20 protein-coding genes are annotated in these 24,293 nt (G+C 67.5%); 13 read left to right on the top strand and 7 right to left on the bottom strand.

The genetic code is table 11. The annotated features are described in order from the left end of the window. Positions 1-58: 58 nt before the first annotated feature. Positions 59-3,454 carry an acyl-[ACP]--phospholipid O-acyltransferase gene (locus BM052_RS13665; RefSeq protein ID WP_255406135.1) on the bottom strand — a complete coding sequence of 1,132 codons (3,396 nt, stop codon included), beginning with the start codon at positions 3,452-3,454 and terminating at the stop codon, positions 59-61. A 215-nt stretch (positions 3,455-3,669) separates the two neighbouring features. Between BM052_RS13665 and BM052_RS13660 the strand changes: the two genes are divergently transcribed. Further along, positions 3,670-4,266 carry a TetR/AcrR family transcriptional regulator gene (locus BM052_RS13660; protein ID WP_091147764.1) on the top strand — a complete coding sequence of 199 codons (597 nt, stop codon included), beginning with the start codon at positions 3,670-3,672 and terminating at the stop codon, positions 4,264-4,266. Between the two features lie 8 nt (positions 4,267-4,274). On the opposite strand, the gene BM052_RS13655 is transcribed toward BM052_RS13660, so the two are convergent. Then, positions 4,275-4,886, bottom strand: coding sequence for a TetR/AcrR family transcriptional regulator (locus BM052_RS13655; protein ID WP_091147762.1), 612 nt, complete (start codon positions 4,884-4,886; stop codon positions 4,275-4,277). Between the two features lie 64 nt (positions 4,887-4,950). Here BM052_RS13655 and BM052_RS13650 point away from each other — a divergent pair, with 64 nt between their 5' ends. Genes BM052_RS13650 through BM052_RS13640 form a run of 3 tightly spaced genes read left to right on the top strand, consistent with a single transcriptional unit; the run spans position 4,951 to position 9,231 of the window. Further along, the gene (locus BM052_RS13650) at positions 4,951-6,411 is read left to right on the top strand and encodes an efflux transporter outer membrane subunit (protein WP_091147761.1); all 1,461 of its coding nucleotides are present in this window, start codon (positions 4,951-4,953) and stop codon (positions 6,409-6,411) included. Further along, a complete protein-coding gene (locus BM052_RS13645; RefSeq protein WP_091147759.1) occupies positions 6,404-7,639 on the top strand; it encodes an HlyD family secretion protein in 1,236 nt (411 codons plus the stop codon). The genes BM052_RS13650 and BM052_RS13645 overlap by 8 nt, the downstream gene beginning before the upstream one ends. Continuing rightward, positions 7,639-9,231, top strand: coding sequence for a DHA2 family efflux MFS transporter permease subunit (locus BM052_RS13640; RefSeq protein WP_091147757.1), 1,593 nt, complete (start codon positions 7,639-7,641; stop codon positions 9,229-9,231). Before BM052_RS13645 ends, BM052_RS13640 begins: the two co-directional genes overlap by 1 nt. 57 nt (positions 9,232-9,288) lie before the next feature. On the opposite strand, the gene BM052_RS13635 is transcribed toward BM052_RS13640, so the two are convergent. After that, on the bottom strand, positions 9,289-10,329 hold the full coding sequence (locus BM052_RS13635) for a chemotaxis protein CheB (protein WP_091147755.1): 1,041 nt from the start codon (positions 10,327-10,329) through the stop codon (positions 9,289-9,291). 349 nt (positions 10,330-10,678) lie between these two features. Between BM052_RS13635 and BM052_RS13630 the strand changes: the two genes are divergently transcribed. From BM052_RS13630 to BM052_RS13590, 9 genes are all read left to right on the top strand, one after another. After that, complete coding sequence (locus BM052_RS13630) at positions 10,679-10,939, top strand: STAS domain-containing protein (RefSeq protein WP_091147796.1); 261 nt, start codon at positions 10,679-10,681, stop codon at positions 10,937-10,939. Continuing rightward, positions 10,936-13,134 carry a chemotaxis protein CheA gene (locus BM052_RS13625; RefSeq protein ID WP_091147754.1) on the top strand — a complete coding sequence of 733 codons (2,199 nt, stop codon included), beginning with the start codon at positions 10,936-10,938 and terminating at the stop codon, positions 13,132-13,134. The genes BM052_RS13630 and BM052_RS13625 overlap by 4 nt, the downstream gene beginning before the upstream one ends. Next, positions 13,131-14,000 carry a CheR family methyltransferase gene (locus BM052_RS13620; protein ID WP_091147752.1) on the top strand — a complete coding sequence of 290 codons (870 nt, stop codon included), beginning with the start codon at positions 13,131-13,133 and terminating at the stop codon, positions 13,998-14,000. The genes BM052_RS13625 and BM052_RS13620 overlap by 4 nt, the downstream gene beginning before the upstream one ends. Then, the gene (locus BM052_RS13615) at positions 13,997-15,022 is read left to right on the top strand and encodes a protein-glutamate methylesterase/protein-glutamine glutaminase (protein WP_091147750.1); all 1,026 of its coding nucleotides are present in this window, start codon (positions 13,997-13,999) and stop codon (positions 15,020-15,022) included. The genes BM052_RS13620 and BM052_RS13615 overlap by 4 nt, the downstream gene beginning before the upstream one ends. A 5-nt stretch (positions 15,023-15,027) precedes the next feature. Beyond that, complete coding sequence (locus BM052_RS13610; protein WP_091147794.1) at positions 15,028-15,579, top strand: chemotaxis protein CheD; 552 nt, start codon at positions 15,028-15,030, stop codon at positions 15,577-15,579. A 16-nt stretch (positions 15,580-15,595) separates the two neighbouring features. After that, on the top strand, positions 15,596-15,967 hold the full coding sequence (locus BM052_RS13605) for a response regulator (protein ID WP_091147749.1): 372 nt from the start codon (positions 15,596-15,598) through the stop codon (positions 15,965-15,967). Between the two features lie 26 nt (positions 15,968-15,993). Continuing rightward, the gene (locus BM052_RS13600) at positions 15,994-16,434 is read left to right on the top strand and encodes a chemotaxis protein CheW (RefSeq protein ID WP_091147747.1); all 441 of its coding nucleotides are present in this window, start codon (positions 15,994-15,996) and stop codon (positions 16,432-16,434) included. A 5-nt stretch (positions 16,435-16,439) separates the two neighbouring features. Further along, positions 16,440-16,769 carry a hypothetical protein gene (locus tag BM052_RS13595; protein WP_255406136.1) on the top strand — a complete coding sequence of 110 codons (330 nt, stop codon included), beginning with the start codon at positions 16,440-16,442 and terminating at the stop codon, positions 16,767-16,769. Between the two features lie 153 nt (positions 16,770-16,922). After that, positions 16,923-17,528 (top strand): DUF938 domain-containing protein, encoded by a 606-nt coding sequence (locus tag BM052_RS13590; protein ID WP_091147745.1) that lies wholly within the window; start codon positions 16,923-16,925, stop codon positions 17,526-17,528. Here the strand turns inward: BM052_RS13590 and BM052_RS13585 are convergent. The 4 genes from BM052_RS13585 to BM052_RS13570 form a co-directional block, all read right to left on the bottom strand. Next, complete coding sequence (locus tag BM052_RS13585) at positions 17,515-18,882, bottom strand: MATE family efflux transporter (RefSeq protein WP_255406134.1); 1,368 nt, start codon at positions 18,880-18,882, stop codon at positions 17,515-17,517. The genes BM052_RS13590 and BM052_RS13585 overlap by 14 nt on opposite strands. A 73-nt stretch (positions 18,883-18,955) precedes the next feature. Continuing rightward, positions 18,956-20,599: an FAD-dependent oxidoreductase gene (locus BM052_RS13580; RefSeq protein ID WP_091147743.1), complete on the bottom strand. Its 1,644-nt coding sequence runs from the start codon at positions 20,597-20,599 to the stop codon at positions 18,956-18,958. 469 nt (positions 20,600-21,068) lie between these two features. Then, on the bottom strand, positions 21,069-21,998 hold the full coding sequence (locus BM052_RS13575) for a 1-phosphofructokinase family hexose kinase (RefSeq protein WP_091147741.1): 930 nt from the start codon (positions 21,996-21,998) through the stop codon (positions 21,069-21,071). Between the two features lie 158 nt (positions 21,999-22,156). Beyond that, a complete protein-coding gene (locus BM052_RS13570) occupies positions 22,157-24,247 on the bottom strand; it encodes a putative bifunctional diguanylate cyclase/phosphodiesterase (protein WP_091147740.1) in 2,091 nt (696 codons plus the stop codon). Positions 24,248-24,293 lie beyond the last annotated feature (46 nt).

Genomic DNA, 24,293 nt, shown 5'->3' with positions numbered 1-24,293 from the left:
TCGCCATATGCGATTGCCCTGCCCAGAAGGGGAGGGGTCCGAGGCGCGCAGTTCGGCTTTACGCCTTCGCCATCTCTCCGAGCGTCACATAGTCCAGCTTCCCCGTGCCCAGCACCGGCAGCGCATCGTGCACGCGGATGTCGCGCGGTAGCATCAGTTCGGTGACGCCATGGGCGCGGCCCCATTCGAGCAGGGCTTTCGGGTCCGCTCCCGGGGCGGTGGTGAACAGCACGAGCTGCTCGCCCTTCTTCGCGTCGGGCCGGGTGACGACGGCATGCTCGGCGCCGGGCCAGACCTGGGCGGCATAGCCTTCCACCGCCGGGAGCGAGACCATCTCGCCGGCGATCTTGGCAAAGCGCTTGGCGCGGCCGCGAATGGTGATGAAGCCGGCTTCGTCGACGGTGACGATATCACCGGTGTCGTGCCAGCCCTCGCCGGGCGGGTGCAGCCGGCCGGGCTCGCTCGCAAGCAGGTAGCCGGCCATGACGTTGGGCCCGCGCACGTGGAGGCGTCCGCCTTCGGCGATGCCGGGCACTGACTCCAGCCGCGCTTCCATCGCCGGCAGCAGGCGCCCGACGGTGCCCGCGCGGAAATGCATCGGCGTGTTGACCGCGATCACCGGCGCGCATTCGGTGGCGCCGTAGCCTTCCATGATGCGCAGGCCGAACTTTTCCGAATATGTCCGGCGGGTCTCTTCGCGCACTTTCTCGGCGCCGGCGAAGATGTAGCGCACGGAATAGAAGTCATAGCCATGGGCCATGCGCGCGTAGCCGGAAAGGAAGGTGTCGGTGCCGAACAGGATCGTCGCATTGCAGTCATAGGCGAGGGCGGGGACGATCCGGTAGTGCAGCGGGCTGGGGTAGAACACCGTGCGGATGCCATTGAGGATCGGCAGCAAGGTGCCGCCGGTCAGGCCGAACGAGTGGAACACCGGCAATGCGTTGAGCACGACGTCGCTGGGGTTGAAATCGATCCGCGCGGCGAGCTGCGCGCAGTTGGATAGCAGGTTGCGGTGGGTCAGGACGACGCCCTTGGGCGTGCCTTCCGATCCGCTGGTGAACAGGATCACCGCCGGCGCGTCGGGCGAGACCTGGCGTTTCGCATGCCGGCCCGCCGCGCCGTTCTTCAGCAGCAGGCGCGAGACCTTTTCGCCGGCAGGGATCCCCTCGGCGAGGTCTTCGAGGTAGAGCACATCGCGCCCGGTTGCCTCCAGCGCGGTGATCGTGTCGCCCAGCTTCACTTGCTCGACGAATGCCCGCGCGGTCACGATGGTGCGGATGTCTGCGGTCGCGCAAGCGGAAAGCAGGTTGGTCAGGCCGGCGGTGAAATTGAGCATGGCCGCGACCCGGCCTTCGGCCTGCACCGCGAAGAAGGCGAGCGCGGCGCCGTTGACGTTGGGCAGCAGCAGGCCCACCGCCTCGCCGGGGCGGGTGCGGAGGACAAGCCGCGCGCCCAGCAGTTCGGCGCCCAGGATCAGGCGGTCGTAGCTGAGCGGCTGGCGCTTCACGTCTTCCACCACCAGGGCCTTGCCGCCGTGGAGCGCGCGCGCTTCGCACAGCGCCGCGAACAGCGTGCGGTCGGTCTGGGTGGTGGCGAAGATCATCGCGCTCATCTCGTCGTAGAGACGGCGGCCGGCCACGGCGCGGCGTTCGCGCGCGGACATCTCGCCCTCGATGGCGAAGCGGCGCGCGGGCAGCACGTCGATCGTGACCTTGGGGAACAGCCGCGTGCGCACTTTGCCCTTGAGACGCGAGAAGGGGCTGTATTGCGGGCCGTCGAGCCGCACCGGCACGATCGGCGCATGGGCCTTGTCGGCGACCATGCCGGGGCCGTCGAACACTTTCATCAGCGCGCCCGTCACGGTGATGCGTCCTTCCGGGAATATCACCAGGGTGCGCCCCTCGCGCACGGCCTTGACCATGGCCTTGGCCGCCATCGGATTGGTGGGATCGACCGGGAAGGCGTCGAACAGCTTGAGAAAGGGCTTGAGCCACATGTTCCGCGCGATCTGGGTGTTGATCGCGAACGTCGGCTTGCCCGGCAGGAAGGCGCCGAGCAGCGCGCCGTCGAGGAAGGAGAGATGGTTGACCACCACCACCGCCGGCTCGCCGGGCCGGGGCATGTTCTCGATCCCGCTCACTTCGACGCGGTAGAGCACCTTGAGCACCGCGCGGACCACCGCCTTGAACAGGGTTTCGGGCAGCAGCCAGACGGAGGCCAGCGCCACCACCAGGGTGGCGAGCCCCAGTACGCCGATCACTTGCGGCACGGTGGCGCCCAGTGCCAGCAGCACGGCGACGATCGCGACGGCGGCCACCGTCATCCCGGCGTTGAGGATGTTGTTGGCGGCGATCACTTGCGAGCGCTCGTCCGCCGGCGAGCGGATCTGCAGGATCGCGTAGAGCGGCACGATGAACATGCCGCCGGCAAAGGCGATGACCATGAGGTCGGCGATGATCCGCCAGGCCCCGGGGCTGGCGAGGAACTGGGCGACGGTGGCATCGGGCACGACGACGGCGAACAGGCTGGTCGAGAACGAAAGGTCGATCAGCCCGGCGGCGAGCGCCAGCGCGCTGACCGGCACGTATCTGGCCGAGACTTCGCCGCCGAGCAGGCGGTTCACCGTCATCGAGCCGAGCGCGATCGTCACCGAGAAGATCACCAGGAACAGCGTCGCCACGTCCTTGCGGGCATCGAGCGTGTCCGAGACGAGCGGCACGAACTCCGTGAGCAGCACGGCGCCGGCGGTGAAGAACCAGCTGATGCCCAGCACCGCCAGCCACACGCCGCGCCCCTTGTGGGCGGTGGTCAGCACGTGCCAGGTGCCGCGCGCCACGTTCCAGTCGACCGGATGGCCGCCGCGGCTGGGCGGGGCAGGGGGGATATTCAGCGCGGCGAGGTAGCCCAGCACGGCAAGGCCCATGGCGACGAGGCCGGCTTCCCAGGGCATGACTTGTCCGGCCAGGAGCTGCCCGCTCAGGATCGCCAGGAAAGTTCCGGCCTCGATCAGGCCGGTGCCGCCCATGATTTCATGCTCGCGCAAGTGCTGCGGCAGGATCGAGTATTTCACCGGGCCGAACACGGTGGAATGCAGGCCCATCAGGAACAGGCTGGCCAGCAGCAGCGCGATCGATTCCCAGGCGAAGCCCACCAGCGCCATGCCCATGATCCCCACTTCGGCAAGCTTGATCCAGCGCACCAGGCTGGCCTTGTCGATGCGGTCCGCGATTTGCCCGGCCAGCGCGGAGAACAGGAAATAGGGCAGGGTGAAAAGACCGGTGGCGACCACCGAAAGCATTCCCGCCTTGTCCGGCGCATCGCGCAAGATGCCGTAGTTCGCCAGCAGCAGCATGGCATACTTCAGCAGGTTGTCGTTGAAGGCGCCAAGAAACTGAACCGCGAACATCGGCGCGAAGCGCCGTTTGGCGAGCAGTGAAAAGTCTGGTGCGGACACTTTGTTCCCCCGATTTCTTGGTTGCGGCTCAATATTCTTGCCGGGCTTCGATCCGGTTAACCGGTGCCGTGCCATCGCCGGCCGGGCAAGCGCGCGGGCTTGCGGGAGTCGCGCTTACCGGGCTTGTGTCCCACAGAATTATACATTGTTCAATTAAAGAAATAGACATCGTTCAATTTTTTCGCCAAGGGTCCGGACGGCAAAGGCAGGATGGCATGGGACGGCGTTCGGACCACTCGCGCGAGGAACTGCGCGAACTGATTCTCGAAGAAGGGCACCGGCAGTTGTCGGAAGTGGGCTTCGCCCGCTTTTCCGCGCGCGAGGTGGCCAAGCGGATCGGCTATTCGATCGGCACGATCTACAATGTCTTCGGGTCCTACGATGCCCTGCTGCTGGCGCTCAACGGGCGCACGCTGGATGTCTGGCTGGCGTTCCTGGAACAGCGCCTGGCGGGGCGTGAAGAGCGACGGCTCGACGCCGCGATCGAGGCCTATTTCGACTTTGCCCTGGGCTGCCGCCATGCCTGGACCGCGCTCTATGACTTCCGCCTGCCCGAAGGTACGCCCCCCTCGCAGGATTACCGCGACAAAGTCGCCGCGATCACCGGCGTGATCGTGCGCGAGATCGCCGCCATCCTGCCGCCGGGCCTGGGCGGAGAGGCTTTGCCGCTGGCGCGCTCGCTGCTGGCGAGCGTGCACGGGCACTGCTTCTTCGCGCTCAACGGCACCTTCGCGATGCTGGGCGAAACCGATCCGGTCGGCGCCGCCAAGGCGCGGGTCGCCGATGCGCTCGCGCGGTTCGGCGCCGGCTGATCTCCGGACTATCCAGCCTTCCTGACGGCGGCCCCGTTCAGGAATTCGACCAGGCTGTCGATGAAGGCTTCCTGCTCCGCCTTGCCCGGCTTGACCGGGCGCATCAGGATATCCGAGCGGTAGCCGCCGATCGCCGCGAGCGTCAGCCGGGTCAGCCGCACGGCGTCCGCTTCCTCGAAGCCGGTCGCGTAGAATTCACCGAGGCATTGGCGCACCTTGGCCGGTCCGCGCGTCCAGAAGACCTCGGTGATCTCGGGAAAACGCTCGCCCTCGCTCATCACCAGCCGGAACAGACGCACGGCCGTCTCGCGCAGCAGGCATTCCAGCAGGCGCAGGCAGGCCCGGCGCAGCGCGGATACCGAAAAGGTCTGGCTGGTCAGCACTTCGTCGATATCGCGGGAGAAGGTTTCGACGAGTTGGTCGATGACGGCGGCGAAGAGTTCTTCCTTGGAACAGAAATGCGCCCACAAAGTTGCCTTGGAGCCGCCCAGTTCCTCGGCGATCGCCGACATGCTGGTGGCCGCGTAACCCTGTTCGAGGAACGAGCGCGTGGCGATGGTGACGATCGCGGCGCGCTTGCGCGCCTTGTTCAGTTCTCTTTTTCCAACGGGCCCTGTCATATGTGTACTCGATGGTACGCTTTTGGTTGACAGATGCAAGCCACATCTCGATAAAAATGTACTGATGAGTACGGAAATGTTTTCGCGAGTCGCGGCGGCCTCGTCGCTGGCGGTGTCGTTGTGCCTGGCCGCTTGCGGCGCTCCGGATCTGGGGCCACGGCCCAGGATGACGGCACCCGCCACGTTGCAGTCGGCGCAGTCGCTGGCGGCCGGCGAGACCGCGCGCGACTGGCCGCGTCAGCGCTGGTGGACGGCCTATGGCGATCCCCAGCTCGATGCGCTGGTCGAAGAGGCGCTGGCAGGTTCGCCCAGCGTCGCGACCGCCGCGGCGCGCATCCGCCAGGCTCGCGGGGGTGCCGAGATGGCGGGTGCCGATACGTTGCCCGCGCTGGGGGGGCAGGCCTCCGGCGGGGCGGTCAAGCAGAGCTACAACAACGGCGTGCCCGCCGCCTTCGTGCCGCGTGGCTGGAAAAGCACCGGCACGCTCGCGCTTTCGGGCGATTTCGACCTCGACTTGTGGGGGCGGAACCGCAAGGCGCTGGCGGCCGCGACGTCGGAGGCGCAGGCCGCCGAAGCCGATGCCCGCCAGGCCGAACTGATGCTTTCGAGCAATGTCGTGTCCTCATACTTCGACCTGGCCCGGCTGATCGCGCGCGGCGAGGCGCTGGCCGAGGCGAGCCGGGCGCGCGCGGCGATGATGGACCTTACCGGCCAGCGGGCGCGGCAGGGTCTGGACAGCGATGCACCGCTGCGCCGGGCGGAAGCGGCGGCGGCGGCGGCGCGCGCCGCGCTTTCGGCCAATGCCGAGCAGATCCTGCTCCGCCGTCACGCCATCGCCGCCCTGCTCGGCGCCGGCCCCGACCGGGGCCTGGCCATTACCCCACCGACGCTGGCCTCGCTGCCACAGACTCAGGTGCCGGCCGACGCCGGCATCGCGCTGGCCGGGCGCCGTCCGGACATCGTTGCCGCGAGGCTGCGTGCCGAGGCGGCGGCATCGCGCATCGATGCCGCCAAGGCGGCGTTCATGCCGGACATTTCGCTGCGCGGGCTGATCGGCCTGACGTCGCTTGGCCTGTCCAACCTGATCGACACCGGCTCCACTGACGGCAATGCCGGGGCGGCGCTGAGCCTGCCGATCTTTCAGGGCGGGCGGCTCACGGGCCAGTTCACCCAGGCGCGCGGCGGTTATGACGCCGCCGTCGCCGATTACAACGCGACCGTGGTCGATGCGCTGCGCGAGGTTGCCGACGCGCTTGCCAGCCGCGATGCCGCCGTCTCGCAGCAACGGGACTCGGCCGAAGCGGGAACCACTTCGCAAGCCGCCTACGACTTGTCGATGAAGCGCTACCGCGCCGGCTTGACCGGCTACCTCGACGCGCTGACCGCCCAGACCGCCGCGCTCGACGCGCGCCAGGCCGCGATCGACGCCCATTTCCGCACCCTTGCCCTCGAAGTGGCGCTCCAGCGTGCGCTGGGCGGCGGGTTCGCGGATGCTTCCAGTGAAAAGGCCCCCGACCATGAGTGATGACGCGCAGGAACAGCCTGCCAACCCGCACGGCGAGGCTTCGGCCAGTGCTTCGGCCAGTGCTTCGGCCAGTGAGGCGGCCAGTGAGGCGGCCAGTGAGGCGGCCAGTGAGGCGGCCAGTGGAAGCGTGATCGACAGGAAGAACCGCGCGCCGCTGCTGATCGGTCTGGCGCTCGCCGTCGCCGTGATCGCCGGGCTCTATTTTCTCTATGACGTGTTGATCGCCAGCCGCTCGGTTTCCACCGACAATGCCTATGTCGGCGGGGAAACCGCCGAAGTCACGCCGCTGACTTCCGGCAAGGTGATCGAAGTCCTGGTCACCGATACGCAGCCGGTCCGGCGCGGGCAGATCCTGTTCCGGCTTGACGATGCGGACCAGCGGATCGTGCTTGCGCAGGCCCAGGCCGGGCTGGAATATGCCCGGCGCCGGTATGGCCAGTCGTTGGCCAACAACGATGCGCTGGGCGCGGCGGCGGACGCCAGCACCACCCAGATCGGCGCGGCGCAGGCTAAGGTGGCTTCCACCCAGGCCGCGCTCGCCAAGGCGCGGGCCGATTATGGCCGGCGCGCCGGGCTTGCCGGCAGCGGCGCCGTTTCCGCCGAGGAACTGACGTCCGCGCGTGAGGCACTCGCCTCGGCGCAGGCGGCCACGCGTGAGGCGCAGGCAGGGCTCGCCGCCGCCCGATCCGACGCGGTGAGCGCGCGGCGCCAGGAAGAGGCGGCGCTGGTGCTGACGCGCGGAACCGATGTCGAGACCGCCCCCGAGATCCTGCTGGCCAAGGCGCGGCTGGAGAGCGCGCGGCTCGACATCGCGCGCACCGTCGTGCGGGCACCGGTCGACGGCATTGTTGCCCGGCGCGCGATCCAGGTCGGCCAGAAGATCGATGCCGGTTCGGTCGCCATGATCGTGGTTCCGGTCGGCCAGCTCTACGTCGATGCGAATTTCAAGGAAGACCAGCTGGGCAAGGTCCGCAGCGGCCAGGCGGCCACGATGACGTCCGACTTCTATGGCGACGACGTGGTGTTCCACGGCAAGGTCGTCGGCTTCGCCGGCGGCACCGGCGCCGCCTTCTCGCTGATCCCGGCGCAGAACGCGACCGGCAACTGGATCAAGGTGGTGCAGCGCCTGCCGGTGCGGATCGAACTCGATCCCGGGGAGCTGAAGGAACATCCGCTCCGGATCGGGCTGTCGATGGAAGCCGAGATCGACCTGACGAGCAAGGACTGATGGCCGATACCACCGCACCCACGGTCCCGGCTTCGCGGCCGTCCCCGAGCCCTTCGCCGAATGACGCGGCCGGCGGTTCGTCCACCACCCTGACCGGCGCGCGCCTCGTCGTTGCCGGCTTCGTGCTGGCGATGGCGAATTTCATCGTCGTGCTGGACCTGACGATCGCGAATGTCTCGGTGCCGCACATCGCGGGCGCCCTGGCGGTCTCCACGCAGAGCGGGACCTGGGTCATCACCTCCTACGCGGTGGCCGAGGCGATCTGCGTGCCGCTGACCGGATGGCTGGTCGGGCGCTTCGGCGCCTTGCGCACGTTCCTGTTCTCGCTGGCGGGGTTCGGGCTGTTTTCCGCGCTCTGCGGGCTTTCCAGCACTTTGGGCATGCTGGTGGTGTTCCGCCTGGGGCAGGGCTTCTGCGGGGGGCCGCTGATGCCGCTCACCCAGACGCTGATGCTGCGCATCTTTCCCCGGCACATGCATTCCAGGGCCATGGCGATGTGGGCGATGACACTGGTGACGGCGCCGATCCTGGGGCCGATCCTGGGCGGCACGATCAGCGACAACTGGTCGTGGGAATGGATATTCTTCATCAACGTGCCGATCGCGATCGGCATCTTCGCGGCGGCCATCGTCCTGCTTCGCCGTATCGAAACGCCGACCGTCCGGCTGCCGATCGACGTGGTGGGGCTGGTGCTGCTGGTGATCTGGGTGGGCGCGCTCCAGATGATGCTGGACCTGGGCCGCGAGGAGGACTGGTTCGCTTCGACCAGGATCGTCCTGCTGGCGGTGACGGCGGCGATCTTCTTCTGCGTGTTCCTGATCTGGGAACTGACCGAGGAACATCCGATCGTCGATCTCAAGGTGTTCCGCCATCGCGGCTACACGGCGACGACGGTGGCGCTGATGATCGCGTTTGGGACCTACTTCGCCTCGGTGGTGGTGGTTCCGCAGTTCCTGCAGATATCGATGGGCTATACCGCGACGGACGCGGGCTATGTCATGGCCTTTTCCGGAGTGCTGGCGCTTGTCGCGTCACCTTTCGTGCCGCGCCTGATGCAACGCTTCGATCCGCGTCTGCTGGTGTTCGTCGGGATATCCTGGGTCGGCGTCTGCGCGATCATGCGGACCTGGTGGACAAGCGATTCGGTGTTCTGGCAGTTCGCCTATCCGCAGCTGCTTCAAGGCGCCGGGGTGTCGCTGTTCATCGTGCCGCTCACCACCATCAGCCTGGCGGCGGTGAGGCCCGAGGAAACCGCCTCCGCCGCCGGGCTTGCCAATTTCGGGCGGACCCTGGCCGCCGCCGCCGCGACGGCGATCGTCACCACCGTCTGGAGCAACATGGCCCGTTCCGACGGTGCGGAGCTGGCGGGTTCGCTCAATGGCGCGCAGGCGGCGTCATCGGCGCTTCAGGCCGGCGGGTTTTCCGCCCAGCAGGCGCGCGGGGCGATCGCCGAGATGGTCGGCCTGCAAGCGGTGACGAACGCGACCACGCACCTCTTCGCGCTGTCCGCAGTGGCCCTGTTCCTGGCGGCGACGGCGATCTGGCTGGCGCCTCGCCCGCCCAGGGACATCAAGCTGGCGGCGGGGCACTGAAGCCGCGTTGTCGTCGAAACGGGGCCGAAACGGGAAAGCAAGAACGTCGCGGCGGGATCAGCCCGCCGCGCCGCAGTTGGCCAGCACGTCGGCGGCCAGTTGTTCAAGCTTGAGTTCGGCATCGACCGCGCCGGCTTCGACCGCGGCGGCCGGGGCCTGCGGCACGGTGGCGGTGGAACGGTCCTGCGCCAGGGTGCGGCAGCCGGTGGCCTGGAGCAGCTTGAGCCCCTTGGCGCCGTCCTCGCCCATGCCGGTCAGGACCGCGCCGATGGTGGCCATTCCGGCGCGCGAGAGCGAGCCGAACAGCAGCGTGGCCGAGGGGCGGAAGCCTTCGACCGGATCGCGCGCGACCATGCGCAGCTTCGCCGGGATGCCGGGTTCGACGATCACATGCTTGGAAGGGTCGAACGCGATGTGCACGGTGCCCGCCATCAGCATGGCGCCATCGGTGGCGGCCTTGACCCCGCAGGCGCATTCCTTGTCGGCCCGGGCGATGAACATTTCGGCCAGCGCCGGCTCGGTCTGCAGGATGATTACCGTGGGCGGGCAGTTCTTGGGATAGTGGCTGAGCACTTCGGTCAGCGCGTCGACGCCGCCCATCGAGGTGCTGAACGCGGCGATCTTGCCGTTCGGCGAATAGTCCGGCCCGCCTTCGCCCTCGGCCTTGGCGACGCGGTGGCGGGGCTTGTCGCGTACGTTGGAATTGGCTGCCGCGAGCACGATCTTGCCGAGCTTGCCGACCGTCTTGGCGAACTGCTCGGGCGTTGCCTTGAGCGGTTTGGGAAAGCACTCGACCGCCCCCAGCTCAAAGGCCTTCAGCGAGGTCTCCGTCCCGCTTTGGGTAAGGCTGGAAAGCATGACCACCGGCATCGGGTTGCTGGTCATGATCTCCTCGAGGAACTCGATCCCGCTCATGCCGGGCATTTCGACGTCCAGCGTGACGACGTTGGGCTTGAGGTCGGCGATCTGGTCGCGCGCCTCCGCCGCGTTGGCCGCCGTGCCGACGACGCGGACGTTCTTGGTCTGCTCCAGAACATCGCAGAACAGCGCGCGCATGGCTGCTGAATCGTCGACTACCAGAACGCGGGCGTCATGCATGGGATTGAGCCTTCCGTTGACACTTGAATCAGGTTCCCTTTGCCACATACCGCTAAGGGTCCGATGAATTTCCTTAACCACACTACGCACTTCGCCTGAGTTTTGGGCAAACGTCACGTTGGCATCGCGTCGACTAACACTGTGCCGTTCACCTGCTCCGGAAAGATCGGGGCGATACAATGGTTTCGCGAACGAGGTTGGTCGAATGCGCAGAATCCCGCTGATTGAAGTCCGGAACGGACCGTTCGCCGCACCTGGTTTGCCGCGCATCGGGATTCGCCGGGATGGCAAGTCGATCCGGCAGGCAGGGACCGGCCGTTAACCAGCGGCGGATGAACGGGGGAATATGATGAACAGCATTACCTTGCCGGCCCGCTGTGACCGAGCGGCGGCCGAAGCGATCTGGCCCGAACTTGTCGCCGCGGTGGGCAATGGCGCCACTCGCATCGATGGCAGCGCGGTCGAACATATCGGCCAGGCGATGCTGCAGTTGCTGGTTTCGGCCCGGCGCAGTGGCGGCGGCGCGGTAATCACCGCTTCCCCCGTGCTGCAAGACGCCGCCGGCCTGACCGGGCTGACCGCGGAACTCTTCGAAGAGAGCGAACTATGAGCCCAGAAGAAATCCAGCAGATATTCTTTGCCGAGTGCGAGGAATCGCTTGCCGCCGCCGAGGCGGGCCTGGCGGCTTGCCGGGCCGGCACCCACGATGCCGACACGGTCAACGCGGTGTTCCGCGCCGTCCACTCGATCAAGGGCGGCGCCGGCGCTTTCGGCTACGGGGCGCTGCAAGCCTATACCCATACCTTCGAAACCCTGCTGTCCGACGTGCGCGAGGGGCTGGTGGCGATCGAGAGCGATCTGGTCGACCTGCTGCTGCGCGCGCTCGATACCCTGGCCGATCACGTCGAGGCCGCGCGCGAGGGCGGCGAGGCTCCCGCCGATGCCGCGCTGATCGCCGAAATGGAACGCGCGATGGCGGCCAATGCCGGCGGCGCGGCGCCCGCCGCTGTCCACGCCGAGCCGGAACCCGAACCCGAGCCCGAGCCCGCCGCCAGTTCCGGCGATGACATCGGCCTCGATCTCGATGCCTTGCTCGACGATCTCACCGCCGCTTTCGATACCCCTGCGACCAAGCCGGAGGAAGCCAAGCGCTGGCAGGTCCATCTGCGGCCGCGCGCGGGTGCCATGCGCAACGGCAGCGAACCGCTGCTGATGCTGCGCGAAATCGCCGGCCTTGGCGGGGATTGCCTCCACTGCGATGTCAGCCAGGTCCCGCCGCTCGACACGTTCGACGTCTCGCAGGGCTACCTCGGCTGGACTTACGCGATGCCGGCCGACATCACCGAGGAAGCCGTTCGCGACATCTTCGATTTCATTGGCGACGATTGCGCCTTGGCGATCGGCGAGAACGAAGATATCCCGCCGGTCGAAATCGTCCGGACGGCGCCGCCGCCCAAACCCGAGCCCATCGTCGTCCCCACCGCGCCCGCCGCCGTGGCCGCGGCGGCATCACCGATGCCGGCGCCGGCAGCGGCCGAGCCCGCCGCGGTATCCGCCCTCGGCACGAAGCCGGAACCGGCTGAAAAGGCCGCGGCGCCGGCGCCGCCCGCCGCCGGCCAGTCGATCCGTATCGACCTGTTCAAGCTCGACCGCCTGATCGACCTCGTCGGCGAGCTGGTGATCGCGCAGGCCATGCTGGTGCAGCGCCTCGACGGCGCCGGAATCTCGGCCACCGAGGAACTCGGGCTGCTCGAGAGCCTGACCCGCGACATCCAGGAAAGCGCGATGTCGATCCGGGCGCAGCCGATCGCCAGCGTCTTCAGCCGCGTGCCGCGTATCCTTCGCGATCTCGCCGCTTCCACCGGCAAGCACGTCAAGCTGGAAGTCATCGGCGAGACCACCGAACTCGACAAGACCGTGATCGAGCGCCTGGGCGAACCGCTGACGCATCTTATCCGCAACGCCGTCGACCATGGCATCGAAAGCGCCGAGGATCGCATCGCCGCCGGCAAGTCGCCCGAGGGCACCCTGACGCTTTCGGCCGAGCACCGCTCCGGCCGCATCGTGATCTCGATCGCCGACGACGGCGCCGGCATCAACCGCGAACGCGTGCTGGCCAAGGCCGTGGAGAAGGGCATCGTCGGTCCGGAGCAGCAGATGTCGGCCGAGGAGATCGACAACCTGATCTTCGCCCCCGGCTTCTCGACCGCGCAAGTCGTCTCCAACATTTCCGGGCGCGGCGTCGGCATGGACGTGGTCCGCCAGAACGTGAAGGATCTGGGCGGGCGCATCACGATCGACAGCGTGCCGGGCAAGGGCACCGCCTTCGTCCTGACGCTGCCGCTCACGCTCGCCATTTCCGACGGCATGATCGTCGATGTCGGCGACCAGACGCTGGTGGTGCCGCTGGCCCATGTGGTCGAGAGCCTGCGCCCCGCGGACGGCGACGTCCAGGGGCTGGGATCGAGCCGCCAGATGCTCAACGTGCGCGGCCGTTTCATTCCGGTGATCTCGCTTGGCGAGGCGCTCGGCACGGCAACGGGCGCGACCACGCCCGAGGAAGGCGTGCTGATCGTCGTCGATACCGAGAGCGCCGGGCAGGCCGCGCTGCTGGTGGACAACATCTGCGACCAGCGCCAGTTCGTCATCAAGAGCCTGGCCACCAATTTCCGCCCGGTCGAGGGCGTCGCCGGGGCGACGATCCTGGGCGACGGACGCGTGGCGCTGATCGTCGACGTCGACGGCCTGGTCGCCTGCGCGCTTCCCGCCCAGGACCGGGCCGCCCACGAAAGGCAGGCCGCATGAGCGCGGTTCCCGCCATGACCGATCCGATACCGGGCGTCAGCCCCGATATCTACAGCGGCGCCGACTTCGCGGAGATCGCGAAGATCATCTACGCCGCCGCCGGGATCGTACTGCCGCAGGGCAAGGCCATGCTGGTCTATTCGCGGCTCGCCCCGCTGGTGCGGACCACCGGCTGCGTGACGTTTTCCAAGTTCATCGCCCTGATTCGCGCCGACCAGGCCGAGCTCAACAAGGCGGTGGCGGCGCTTACCACCAATCATACTTTCTTCTACCGGGAGGCGCATCATTTCGATCACCTGCGCCAGGAAATGCGGCCGCGCATGATCGAGAAACTGCGCAGCCGGCAGCCGTTCCGGCTATGGTCGGCGGGCTGTTCGAGCGGGGAGGAGACCTGGTCGATCATGATGACCCTGCTCGGTCCGGACCGTTCGGCGGGACTCAACATCGCGCGCGGCGATATCCGCGCGCTTGCCAGCGACATCGCGCCCCACGCGATCAAGCGCGCCGAGGAGGCGAGCTACGACGCCAAGGATCTCAAGCCGGTGCCCGAAGACCTGCGCCGGGCCTGGACCGGCGAGAAGGACGGCAAGGTCACGATTTCCGATACCGCTCGTTCGATCGTGCGGTTCCGCCTGCTCAACTTGCTGGGAGAATGGCCGATCAAGGGCAAGTTTGATTTCATATTCTGCCGGAACGTCATGATATACTTCGACAATCCGACGAAAGAACTTCTCGTTCAGCGGTTTTGCGACGCACTCGCGCCAGGCGGCTTTCTTTATATCGGTCATTCCGAACGCGTAACGGGGCCCGCCGCGAACGACCTCCAGCTAGTTGGCCCGACGATCTACCGCAGGAGGGCCGCATGAGCATTCGAGTACTCATCGTCGACGATTCGCCGACCATGCGTGCCATCCTGATGTCGCGGCTGCGCGAACAGCCCGACGTGGAAGTGATCGGTACGTCCTCGAACGCGGTCGAGGGGCGCGAGATGATTAAGAAGCTCGATCCCGACGTGGTCACGCTCGATATCGAGATGCCGGGGATGAACGGGCTCGACTTCCTGGAGAAGATCATGACCTTGCGGCCGACCCCGGTCATCATCGTTTCCGGCGCCACGCAGGAAGGCAACGACGTGACGGCGCGGGCGCTCGCCCTGGGCGCGGTGAACTGTTATTCGAAGTACGACCTTTCCGGCAAGCTGACGCTGCAGGACGGCGGCGAGCTGGCCGCGCTGATCCGCGATGCCGCGCAAGTGCGCTTCCACAAGCCGGTGCACAGCGCGCCGGCCGTGGCCGAGGAAAGCCGCCGTTCGATGAAGCGCGACACGCGCCTGATCGCCATCGGATCATCCACCGGCGGCGTCGAGGCGTTGCAAGTGGTGCTGCGTGAATTCCCGCGCGATTGCCCGCCCACGGTGATCGTCCAGCACGTCAACCAGCGCTTCGCCCCCGCGATCGCCCGCACGCTGGACCAGGTCTGTCCGGCCACCGTGCAGGTCGCGGTGCACGACATGCCGCTCAAGCCCGGCAACGTCTATCTCGCGGCCGAGGCGGGGCATCACCTGACCGTAAAGGGCGCCACCACGCTCTATGCCAAGCTGCGCCGGGGCGAACCGATCTCCGGTCATCTGCCCAGCGTCGATGCGCTGTTCCATTCGGTGGCCGAGCACGTCGGCGCCGAGGCGGTGGGCGTCCTGCTGACCGGCATGGGACAGGACGGGGCCAAGGGCCTGCTGGCGATGAGCGAAGCGGGGGCGCACACCATCGCCCAGGACGAGGCGACGTGCACCGTGTTCGGCATGCCGCGGGCGGCCATCTCGCTGGGCGCGGCGCGGGTCGTCGCCCCGATCAACCGTATCGCGCGTCACGCGCTCAACCAGGCGGCTTGACCATCATGGCGCTCGATTTGAACCTGGACAACGTCACCAGGCTGACCGTGCTGCAAGGGCAGTTCAAGATCAGCGCCGGCCCCAAGGTGGAACTGGGCACGGTGCTGGGCAGCTGCGTCGCCACCTGCCTGTTCGATCCGGTCGTGGAGCTGGGCGGCATGAACCACTTCCTGCTGCCCGAGCCGCCCGCCAGTCACAACCGCGGCGAGGTGGACGTCCACTACGGCGTTTACCTGATGGAAATGCTCATCAACGAAATGTTGTCCTACGGCGCCCGCAAGGAGCGGCTGCGCGCGCACTTGTATGGCGGGGCCAATATCCGTGCCGGCATGCAGCAGATCGGCACCGCCAATGCCGAGTTCGCGCGCAGCTTCCTGGTGCGCGAACGTATCGAGCTGGTCCGCGAGGACCTGGGCGGCACCAATGCGCGCCGCGTCGAATTCCGCCCGGCTTCCGGCAAGGTCCGGTGCCGTACCGTAGCCTCCTCGGATGCACCCGAGGCCAAACCCCAACCCGTGTTCCGCCCTGTCCCGCGCGGCGAAGTCGAACTGTTCTGAATCAACGAGGCCACCGATGTCCAAGACCACCCGTATTCTTACCGTCGATGACAGCGCCTCGATGCGCGCGCTGCTCAATCATGCCCTGTCCACCAACGGCTTTGACGTATGCCAGGCCGACGACGGCGTTTCCGCGCTCGAGTGGCTGGCCGTCAACGAGGTCGATGTCGTCATTACCGACATCAACATGCCCCGGCTCGACGGCTTCGGCCTGATCGAGCAGGTGCGTGGCGGCACCCGCCACCGCGATCGCCCGATCCTGGTGCTGACCACCGAAAGCTCGGACGAGAAGAAGGCCCGCGCCCGCGCCGCCGGGGCGACCGGATGGATCGTCAAGCCCTTCGATACCGAAAAGCTCGTCGCGGCCGTGCGCCGCGTCGCGCACTGACCCACACCTGCCGATAGGAGGCGCCCATGCTTCGCGAACTCATCACCTTCGAAGTCGCCGGCCAGATCTTCGCGCTCGACATCATGGCGATCCGTGAGATCCGGGCCTGGACGCCGGTCACGCCGATGCCGCGCGTGCCGCACTACGTCGCCGGCGTCGTCAACTTGCGCGGCACCGTGCTGCCGGTGGTCGACCTTGCCGCCCGCCTCGGCTGGGCCCCGACCGAGGCGACGCCGCGCCATGCGATCATCGTGTGCCAGGTCAATGGCCAGTCGCAGGGCCTGATCGTCGATTCGGTCAGCGATATCATCGCGCTCAACACCGAATCCCTGCAACCGCCGCCGACCGCCGGGCAGGACGAGGTCATGCCTTTCCTGGAGGGGCTGGCGGCGATCGAGGATCACATGGTCATGGTTCTCGACTTGCAGGCGCTCAGCGCTTCCGGGGAACATCCGGTCGCGGCGTGACCAGGATGATCCACGAACCCAAATTCCTGGCCATGGCCGAAGTGCTGGGCGAACTCGGTATGGAGATCGAGGCGCTGGGCGAAGTGCTGTGCCGGGACGAGAATTTCGCGGAACGCCACGTGCGCGAACTGCAGGCGATCGACCTGATCGCCCAGAAGCAACGCGCGCTGGCCGCGATTCTCGCCGCCGGATTCAGCGAGACGGAAATGCGCCGGATCAGCCTTGAAGCCCTGCGCAGCCGCTTTTGCGGCTTCATCGACGACGCCGGCATCTCTTGCTGCGAAGTGCCGATCGAGGATTCGGGCACACCCGATTCGCTGGGCCTGTGGGACTGAACGGCCCGTCGCGGCTTCAAGCAGCCTCGATGGTGCCAGGCCGCGCGACTTTCGGTGATGCGCGGCGGCTTCGGAACAAGAGGCGGGAAAAAACGCGACCGCTGATGACGAAGGACGTTTCCGCCTGGCGCGGAAACGTTCAAGTTGCTCCCCATGAATCCAGACGCCCGCCGCCGCGCGCCCGCCGCCGCCCGCAATCGCGACCCCATCCTTGCCGTGCTGCGCGCCGTGCTGCCGCCTTCGGGCCTGGTGCTGGAACTGGCGAGCGGAACCGGCGAGCACGCGGTTCATTTCGCCAGGGCGCTGCCCGGGCTGTCCTGGCAGCCGAGCGATCCCGATCCCGACGCGCTGGCATCCATCGCCGCGTGGCGGGAGGCCGAGGGCCCGTCCAACCTGCTGGCGCCGGTCGCGCTCGATGCCGCCGCGCCGCGTTGGCCGGTGGAGCGGGCCGAGGCGCTGGTCTGCATCAACATGGTCCACATCAGTCCCTGGCGTTCGACCGAGGGCCTGATGGCCGGGGCGGGGCGGCTGTTGCCGTCGGGGAATCCGCTGGTGCTCTACGGTCCCTATCGCCGCGCCGGCCATCCGATCGAGCCGGGCAACCAGGCTTTCGACGCGGATCTCCGGCGCCGCGATCCGCGCTGGGGCCTGCGCGATGCCGGCGACGTACGGGCCTGCGCGCTGAACAGCGGCCTTGTTTTCGACCAGCTGGTAGAAATGCCGGCGAACAATCTGTGCCTGGTGTTCAGGAAGCGCTGAAGCCGCGGCGCACCAGGCGCGGCAGGACGATGAACTGGCCCAGCGCGCGGGCGGCGAAAAACAGCGTGAACGCCGCCCACAATCCATGGTTGCCCAGCGGATGGAGCAGCCAGATCAGCAGGACATAGAGCGCCATGGCCGCCAGCATCGTGCCCAGCATCGCGCGCGTCCACCCGGCGCCGACGAAGACCCCGTCGAGCACGAAGGAGGCGACGCCGGCCAGCGGCAGCACGACGATCCAGCCGAGGTAGACGCCGGTCGCGCCGGCGACTTGCGCATCGGTGCTGAACCAGGCCGCGAGCCGTGCGCCTCCCAGCGCGTAGGCCAGGGTCAGCAGCAACCCGGCAAGGGTGCCCCACAGCAGCCCGGCGCGTATCGTGGCGGTGAAGCGGCGGCGGTCGCGGCTGCCTAGCGCTTCTCCGCACAAGACTTGCGCCGCGCTTTCGAAGCCGTCGAGGATCAGTGTCGAGAGCATGAACAGCTGGAACAGGATGGCGTTCGCCGCCAGCGTCACCGGCCCGGCCTGCGCCCCGCTGCGCGCGAAGATCAGCAGCGCGACGGTGAGCAGCAAGGTGCGCGCGAAAAGATCGCGGTTGAGCGCGAACAGCCGGGCGAGGGCGCCGCGCCGCCAGGTATCCCGGTGGCGGATCGCCGCGAAAGCCTGGCGTGCGGCCGGCTGGCGCAGCACGATCGCGGCCAGCAGCGCGAACTTGAGCGCTTCGGAACTCACGGTGGCGATCGCCACGCCGGCAACGCCCCAGTGCGCGACCAGCACCAGCAGCAGGTCGAGCGCGATGTGCGCGGCATTGGCGGTGATTTCCACCACCAGCACGCGGCGCACCTGCCGCCGGCCGATCAGCCAGCCGACCAGCACGCAGTTGGCCAGCCATGGCGGGCCGGCCCAGTAGCGGATCGCGATGTAGGCATGGGCCTGGGCGCGGAGCTGTCCTTTCGCCTCCAGCAGGTCGAGCCCGGCCGGCACCGACCAGGGCATGGCGACCAGCAGCAGCGCGCCGATCGCCACCGCCACGGCCATGGCGCGGGCCAGCGTCTGCCCCTGCGCGGCCCGGTTGCCGCTGCCGGTTCCCTGCGCGGTGAGCGCGACCGTGCTGGTGCGCAGGAAGTTGAAGACGTTCAGCAGCCCCAGCATGTACTTGGCGCCCAGCTCCACCGCCCCTTGCGCGGGCGCGTCGCCCAGTCGCCCGATCGCCCACATGTCGGCCAACCCGAACAGCGCGGTGGCGAGGTTGGTCAGCATCGCCGGCAGCGCGATCGTCCACAGCAGGCGCCCCATGCCGGCCTGTTCCGCGCCGGCCTGCTCCGTGCCGGCCTGTTCCGTGTTGGAACGGTTCACGGGCGCCGCGCGCCTGGCCGGGGCAGGGGGTATGGTGTGCGCAAGGGCGTCGGGACTCGCTTTCCCGATGGCCCTACCGGACGAGGTGGCGGATCGCAATCATCCCGAACACGGCCGAACTGCCGATCGATTGCCCGGTTCCGGCGCAGTGGGGCCCGGCGAGAGGGGCGGTGCAATTGCCGGTGGCATAGAGCCCTTCGATCGCCGAACCATCGGCGCGCCGGACCCGGGCATGCTCGTCCGTCAGCACGCCGCCGCAGGTGCCGACGTCGCCGGGAACCAGGGGCGCGGCGTAGAACGGCGGCTTCGCGATCATCCCCATGCAGGGGTTGGGCACGTGGCCGCCATCGCCGTAATAGCGGTTGTAGGCGCTGCGCCCCTTGCCGAAATCCTCGTCGATGCCGCGCATGGCCATGGTGTTCCAGCGCGTCACCGTTCCCTCCAGGCCGCCGGGATCGATGCCGCATTGGCGCGCCAGCCCCTCGAGCGTCGCGTTCCTGCGCAGATGGCTTTCCCTGAGCCAGGCGCGGGGGGTCCGGCCCGGCAGCGCGGAGCCGAAGGAATAGTGCCGGCGATGCCGCGAATCGAAGATCGCCCAGGCCGGCAATGCCGGCACCTTGCGATTGCGTTCCAGGCAGGCGCGGCCCACTTCCATGGGGGGCGCGGCCTCGTTGACGAAACGGCGGCCGGCCTGGTCGACCAGGATGATATGCGGCTTGTGCAATTCGGGCACGATCCGATGGCTGCCGGATTTGCCGCCGCCGGGAAAGTTCAGGACCCACCAGGCTTCATTCATCCATCCCAGCGCCGCGCCGACACGGGCCATCGCCGTGATCGCTTCGCCGGTATCGCCGGGGTTGGCAGACGACCATTGCGGATCGACCAGCGGGTCCTGCCAGCGCGCGCGCATCCCGCGATTGTGCGAGAAGCCGCCGGCCGCGACGACGACGCCGTAGTGCGCATTGATCCGCCGCTTCCACCCGTCGAAGTTGACCACCGCGCCGGTGACGCGCCCGTTCCTTTCCGCCAGTTCCTCCAGCCCGGCGTTGGTGCGGATATCGCAGCCCCTGTTGAGCGCGGCGAGCAGCATGCGTCCCTGCAGCGCGGCGCCGGCCGAGAGCAGCGCCTTGCCGCGCAGCCGCGCGTCGAGCGCGCGCATCAGCACTTGCACGGTCTTCGCCTTGCCTTCCCACGATGCGCCCATCTGGCTCAGTTCGGCCGATTCCGATGCGCGTGCAGGAGTGCGGAAGCTTTGCGGGCGCAACCGCCGGCGCCAGGGGCCGAGCAGGTTGGCATCGAACAGCCGCACTTCGATCGCCCGCCCGGCCGCGTTGCCGCCCGGCAACAGATCGTAATAGTCGCTGTAGCCTTCGCAGCGCTGCAAGGGGATGCCCTGCGCTTCCAGCAGGGCGACGACCGGGGCAACACCGTCCAGGAAGGCCCCACGCCGGGCAAGCGAGGAACCGGGATCGTCGTCCGCCACGAAATTGCCCAGATAGGTGAGGGCGGCATCCCGCGAATCGTGGACCTTCTCGCGTATCATCAGCGGGTTGTTGGGCAACCACAGGGCCCCGTTCGAGAGCGCCGACGAACCGCCGACGAGGTGCTGCTTTTCGACCAGGATCGGGCGCAGGCCGGCGACGCGCGCGGCAATGGCGGCGGTCAGGCCGCCGATCCCACTCCCGACGATCAGGACGTCGCAGTCAATGTCCGACATGGCTGTCCCCGTCGCGCCGGACCGAAGGGCTGCAATCAACTAACGAATCGCCCGTCCGTGTTCGCTACTGCGGGAGAATATCACGATATTTGCTGCATCGCGCAAAAATACTTAGATAACATCTTGGCACTTCCGGGCGGGGCATATCAATGACGCCACAGCACAGCGAGGGAACGCGGCAGGAACGGAAAGAGAAGATGCTGCGGTTGCGAAGAATCGGCGCGCCGGGGTGGTAGTGTCCCCGGCGCGCTCTCTCCCAACGCCGACAGGGCCGCAAGCGGCCTTTCGTGTGTACCTTGCAACATAAAACAGGTTTAGAAAAGCGCGAATTGAGGGATTTGCTGCGCGGAAAGCACCTTTCGTTGAAACTTCGCTTCCCCGCCGGAAGGGGAGGTCAAGCCGGCAGTCGCGGCCGGGTGACTTTCCGGGCAATCGGCTATACTTGAACCGCGCGGAATCGCCGGCTGGGTTACAGCGGCTGGACTTGCCCCAGCAGCCGTTCGATGTCCGCGGGGTGCGCCAGGCCGGCGCCGGCGCGCAGCACCGCGGCCGAACCGGCGGCGATACCGAAGCGGAAGGCCTCCAGTTCGTCCTTCCCGGAGCCGAGCGCGAACACCATGCCCGCCACGAAACTGTCGCCGGCCCCCACCGCGCTGGCCGCTTCGATCTTCAGCGCCGGCAGGAACACCGGGCCACCCTGGCGGGCAAGCACCGCGCCCTCGTGGCCCATGGTGACCGCGACGAGCCGCGCCTTGCCGGCCTCGACGATGGCCATCGCCGCCTTGGCCGCCTCTTCGCGCGTGTCGAGCGCGCGGCCGACATATTGCCGCAGTTCGCCCAGGCTCGGCTTGACCAGCAGCAACGATCCCGCCTCTATCCCGTGGGCGAGCCCGGCCCCCGAACTGTCGAGCACGATCTCGATTCCCCGCGGGCGCAGCAGCCGGATGACGCGCGCGTAGAAGTCATCCGGCACGCCGGGAGGAAGCGAGCCGCTCAGGACCACGGTGCCGCAATCGGCTTGGGCCAACCGGTCCAGGCATTCGCGCCATTCGTGCTCGGCGATCGTGGGGCCTTTCGGCGTGAAACGGTATTCCTTGCCGCTCTCACGCTCCAGCACGGCCGAAGCGATGCGGGTCGGCCCGGTGATGGCGATCCGGGTCCGCACCAATTGGTGCAGGTCGATCAAACCGTCGAGCGCGGGGCCGGTGGCACCGCCCGAGAGGTAATAGCAGCGCGCGTTCCCGCCCAGTCGCACAAGCACGCGCGCCACGTTGATGCCGCCGCCGCCGGGCGCATACCATTCGTTGTCGGTGCGCATCTTGTGCGTGTGATGCATCCTGGCGACATCGTAGGACACGTCGATCGTCGGATTCATCGTCAGCGTGGCGATGCTGTTCATGGCGGCGACTCCTGAGGGCTGGGCGGCATGGTATCTCGCGCCGCGATGCGGCTCGGTCCATGCGCTTCGTCAACGGGAGCACCTTCGTCAACGGGAGCACAGGGGGAAGCGCATCGACCTTCCCGCCGCGATCACGGAAACCGGGGCGTGAAGGGCGGTCAGGCCGCGCGGCTGCCGGCGGCGGCAAGGTGGCAGGCCGGCTGCGGCTTGCCGAACAGGAAGCCCTGTCCCTGGATGCAGCCTTCCTCGCGCAAGTAATCGCACTCGATCTCGTGTTCGACGCCTTCGGCCACGACGGTGAGGCCCAGGCTCCTGCCCAGTCCGATCACCGCACGGATCACCGCCCGCGAATTGACCTCGTGGTGAAGGTTGAGGATGAACGACTTGTCGATCTTGATCTTGGTGAAGGGGTAGTTGAGCAGGTAGCTCAGCGAGGAGTAGCCGGTGCCGAAGTCGTCGAGCGAAATGCCGATGCCGAAGGCGCGCAAGTTGCGGATGATGGCGGCGGGACGCGGGCCCTTCTCCATCAGCACCGCCTCGGTGATCTCCAGCTCGAGCCGTTCGGCGCGCAGGCCCGAAGTCGAAAGCGCGTTGATGACGGTGCTCAGCAGATTGCCGTTGCGGAACTGCAGCGGTGATACGTTGACCGAGACGTTGACGTGTTCGGGCCAGCGCTTCGCTTCCTTGCAGGCTTCGTGCAGCACGAAGCGTCCGATCTGGTCGATCAGTCCCATTTCCTCGGCAAGCGGCACGAAGACGTCGGGCGGCACCTGGCCGCGTTCGGCATGGTTCCAGCGCAGCAATGCCTCATAACACTCGACTTCGCCTGACGCGAGGTTGACCAGCGGCTGGTAGTGCACTTCCAGCTCCCCGCCGCGCACGGCGGTACGCAGGTCCTTTTCGAGCCGGCTTCTTTCCTGGGCGGCGGCATCCATGCCGGGCTCGAAGGCCCGGCAGCTGCCACGCCGTTCACCCTTGGCGGCATAGAGCGCCAGGTCGGCATAGCGCAGCAGCGTTTCGGGATCGCGACTGTCGTAGAGCGAGGAGGCGAAGCCGATCGTGGCGCCGATATGGATCAGGTTGCCGTGGACGAAGAAAGGTTCGGACAGCGCGGTGATGATCGACTTGGCGACCAGTTCGGCCTGGGTCAGGCTGGAGCGGCGGAAGACGATCGCGAATTCGTCGCCGCCGATCCGGCACAGCAGGGCGTCGGGCGGAATCAGCTTGCGCATGCGCAGCGCGGCGTCGGTCAGCAAGGCGTCCCCGAAGAGGTGGCCATAGGTGTCGTTGACCGCCTTGAAATGGTCGAGGTCGACCAGCGCGATGGTGATCGTATCGTTCGGCGCCGCCCGGTTCAGCACTTCGCGAAGATGTTCGCGGCAGTGGGCGCGGTTGGCCAGGCCGGTCAGCTCGTCGTGCCGGGCCATGTACGCCATGCGCTGTTCTATGCGCCGGCGCTCGGTGACATCGAAGATCGAGACGATCGTCGCGGGATAGCCTTCCAGCTGCGACAGGCGGGTGGAAATCACCGCTTCCACGCTCGATCCATCGCGCCGCAGCATGTGCCAGCAGTCGCTGGTGTCGGAGCAATCGGCGGCCAGCATCTCGGATGCCTCGACCCAGATGTCCTCGGGAAAGAGTTGGCGGGCGGCAAGGCCCGCCATTTCATGTTCCGCATATCCGAAGAAGGCGCAGGCCGCCTCGTTGGCGGAACGGATCTGGCCGTTCTTGAGATCGTAGACCAGCATCGCCAGCGGATTGCGTTCGAACAGCAGGCGGAAGGTTTCCTCCTTCTGCTTGAGTTCGGTGATGTCGATGCGGATGCCGATCGTGCCGCATCCCTCGATCTTGCGTTCCTCGATCATGATGCAGCGACCATTGGATAGCCACTGTTCATGCCGGTTCCCGGGCTGCTTGAGCTGGGCGAGGCGGTGGGCCAGCCATTCCTCCTCGCGGCCCACGGCTTCCGGATAGTCGCCGCGTTCGACACCGATGCGCAATGTGTCGGCCAGCTTTACACCCGGTTCGAGCAGGTCGGCGGACTTCGCGTAGATCTCCGCGTACTTCTCGTTCCACAGGATGTAGCGGTCCTCCTCGTCAAGAAAGACTATGCCTTCCGGCAAGGCCTCGATCGCCTCGCGCAGCCGCTTTTCCGCGAGCGAAGCAGCTTGCAGCGCCAGCTCCAGCGATTGCAGAGCCGGCTCGCCAGCCGCTGTTCCGGATTGTTGTTCAGAAAACCGCCGATGCACTTTGATCCCTCATGCTGACCGGCAGGTTATGCGGCAGGTGTTAATT

Origin of the sequence: Novosphingobium sp. CF614 (genome assembly GCF_900113255.1) — a bacterium.
In the GTDB taxonomy this organism is placed as follows: Bacteria; Pseudomonadota; Alphaproteobacteria; order Sphingomonadales; family Sphingomonadaceae; genus Novosphingobium.
The sequence above is the reverse complement of the archived record's forward strand: the minus strand, read 5'-3'. Positions and strand labels throughout refer to the sequence as shown.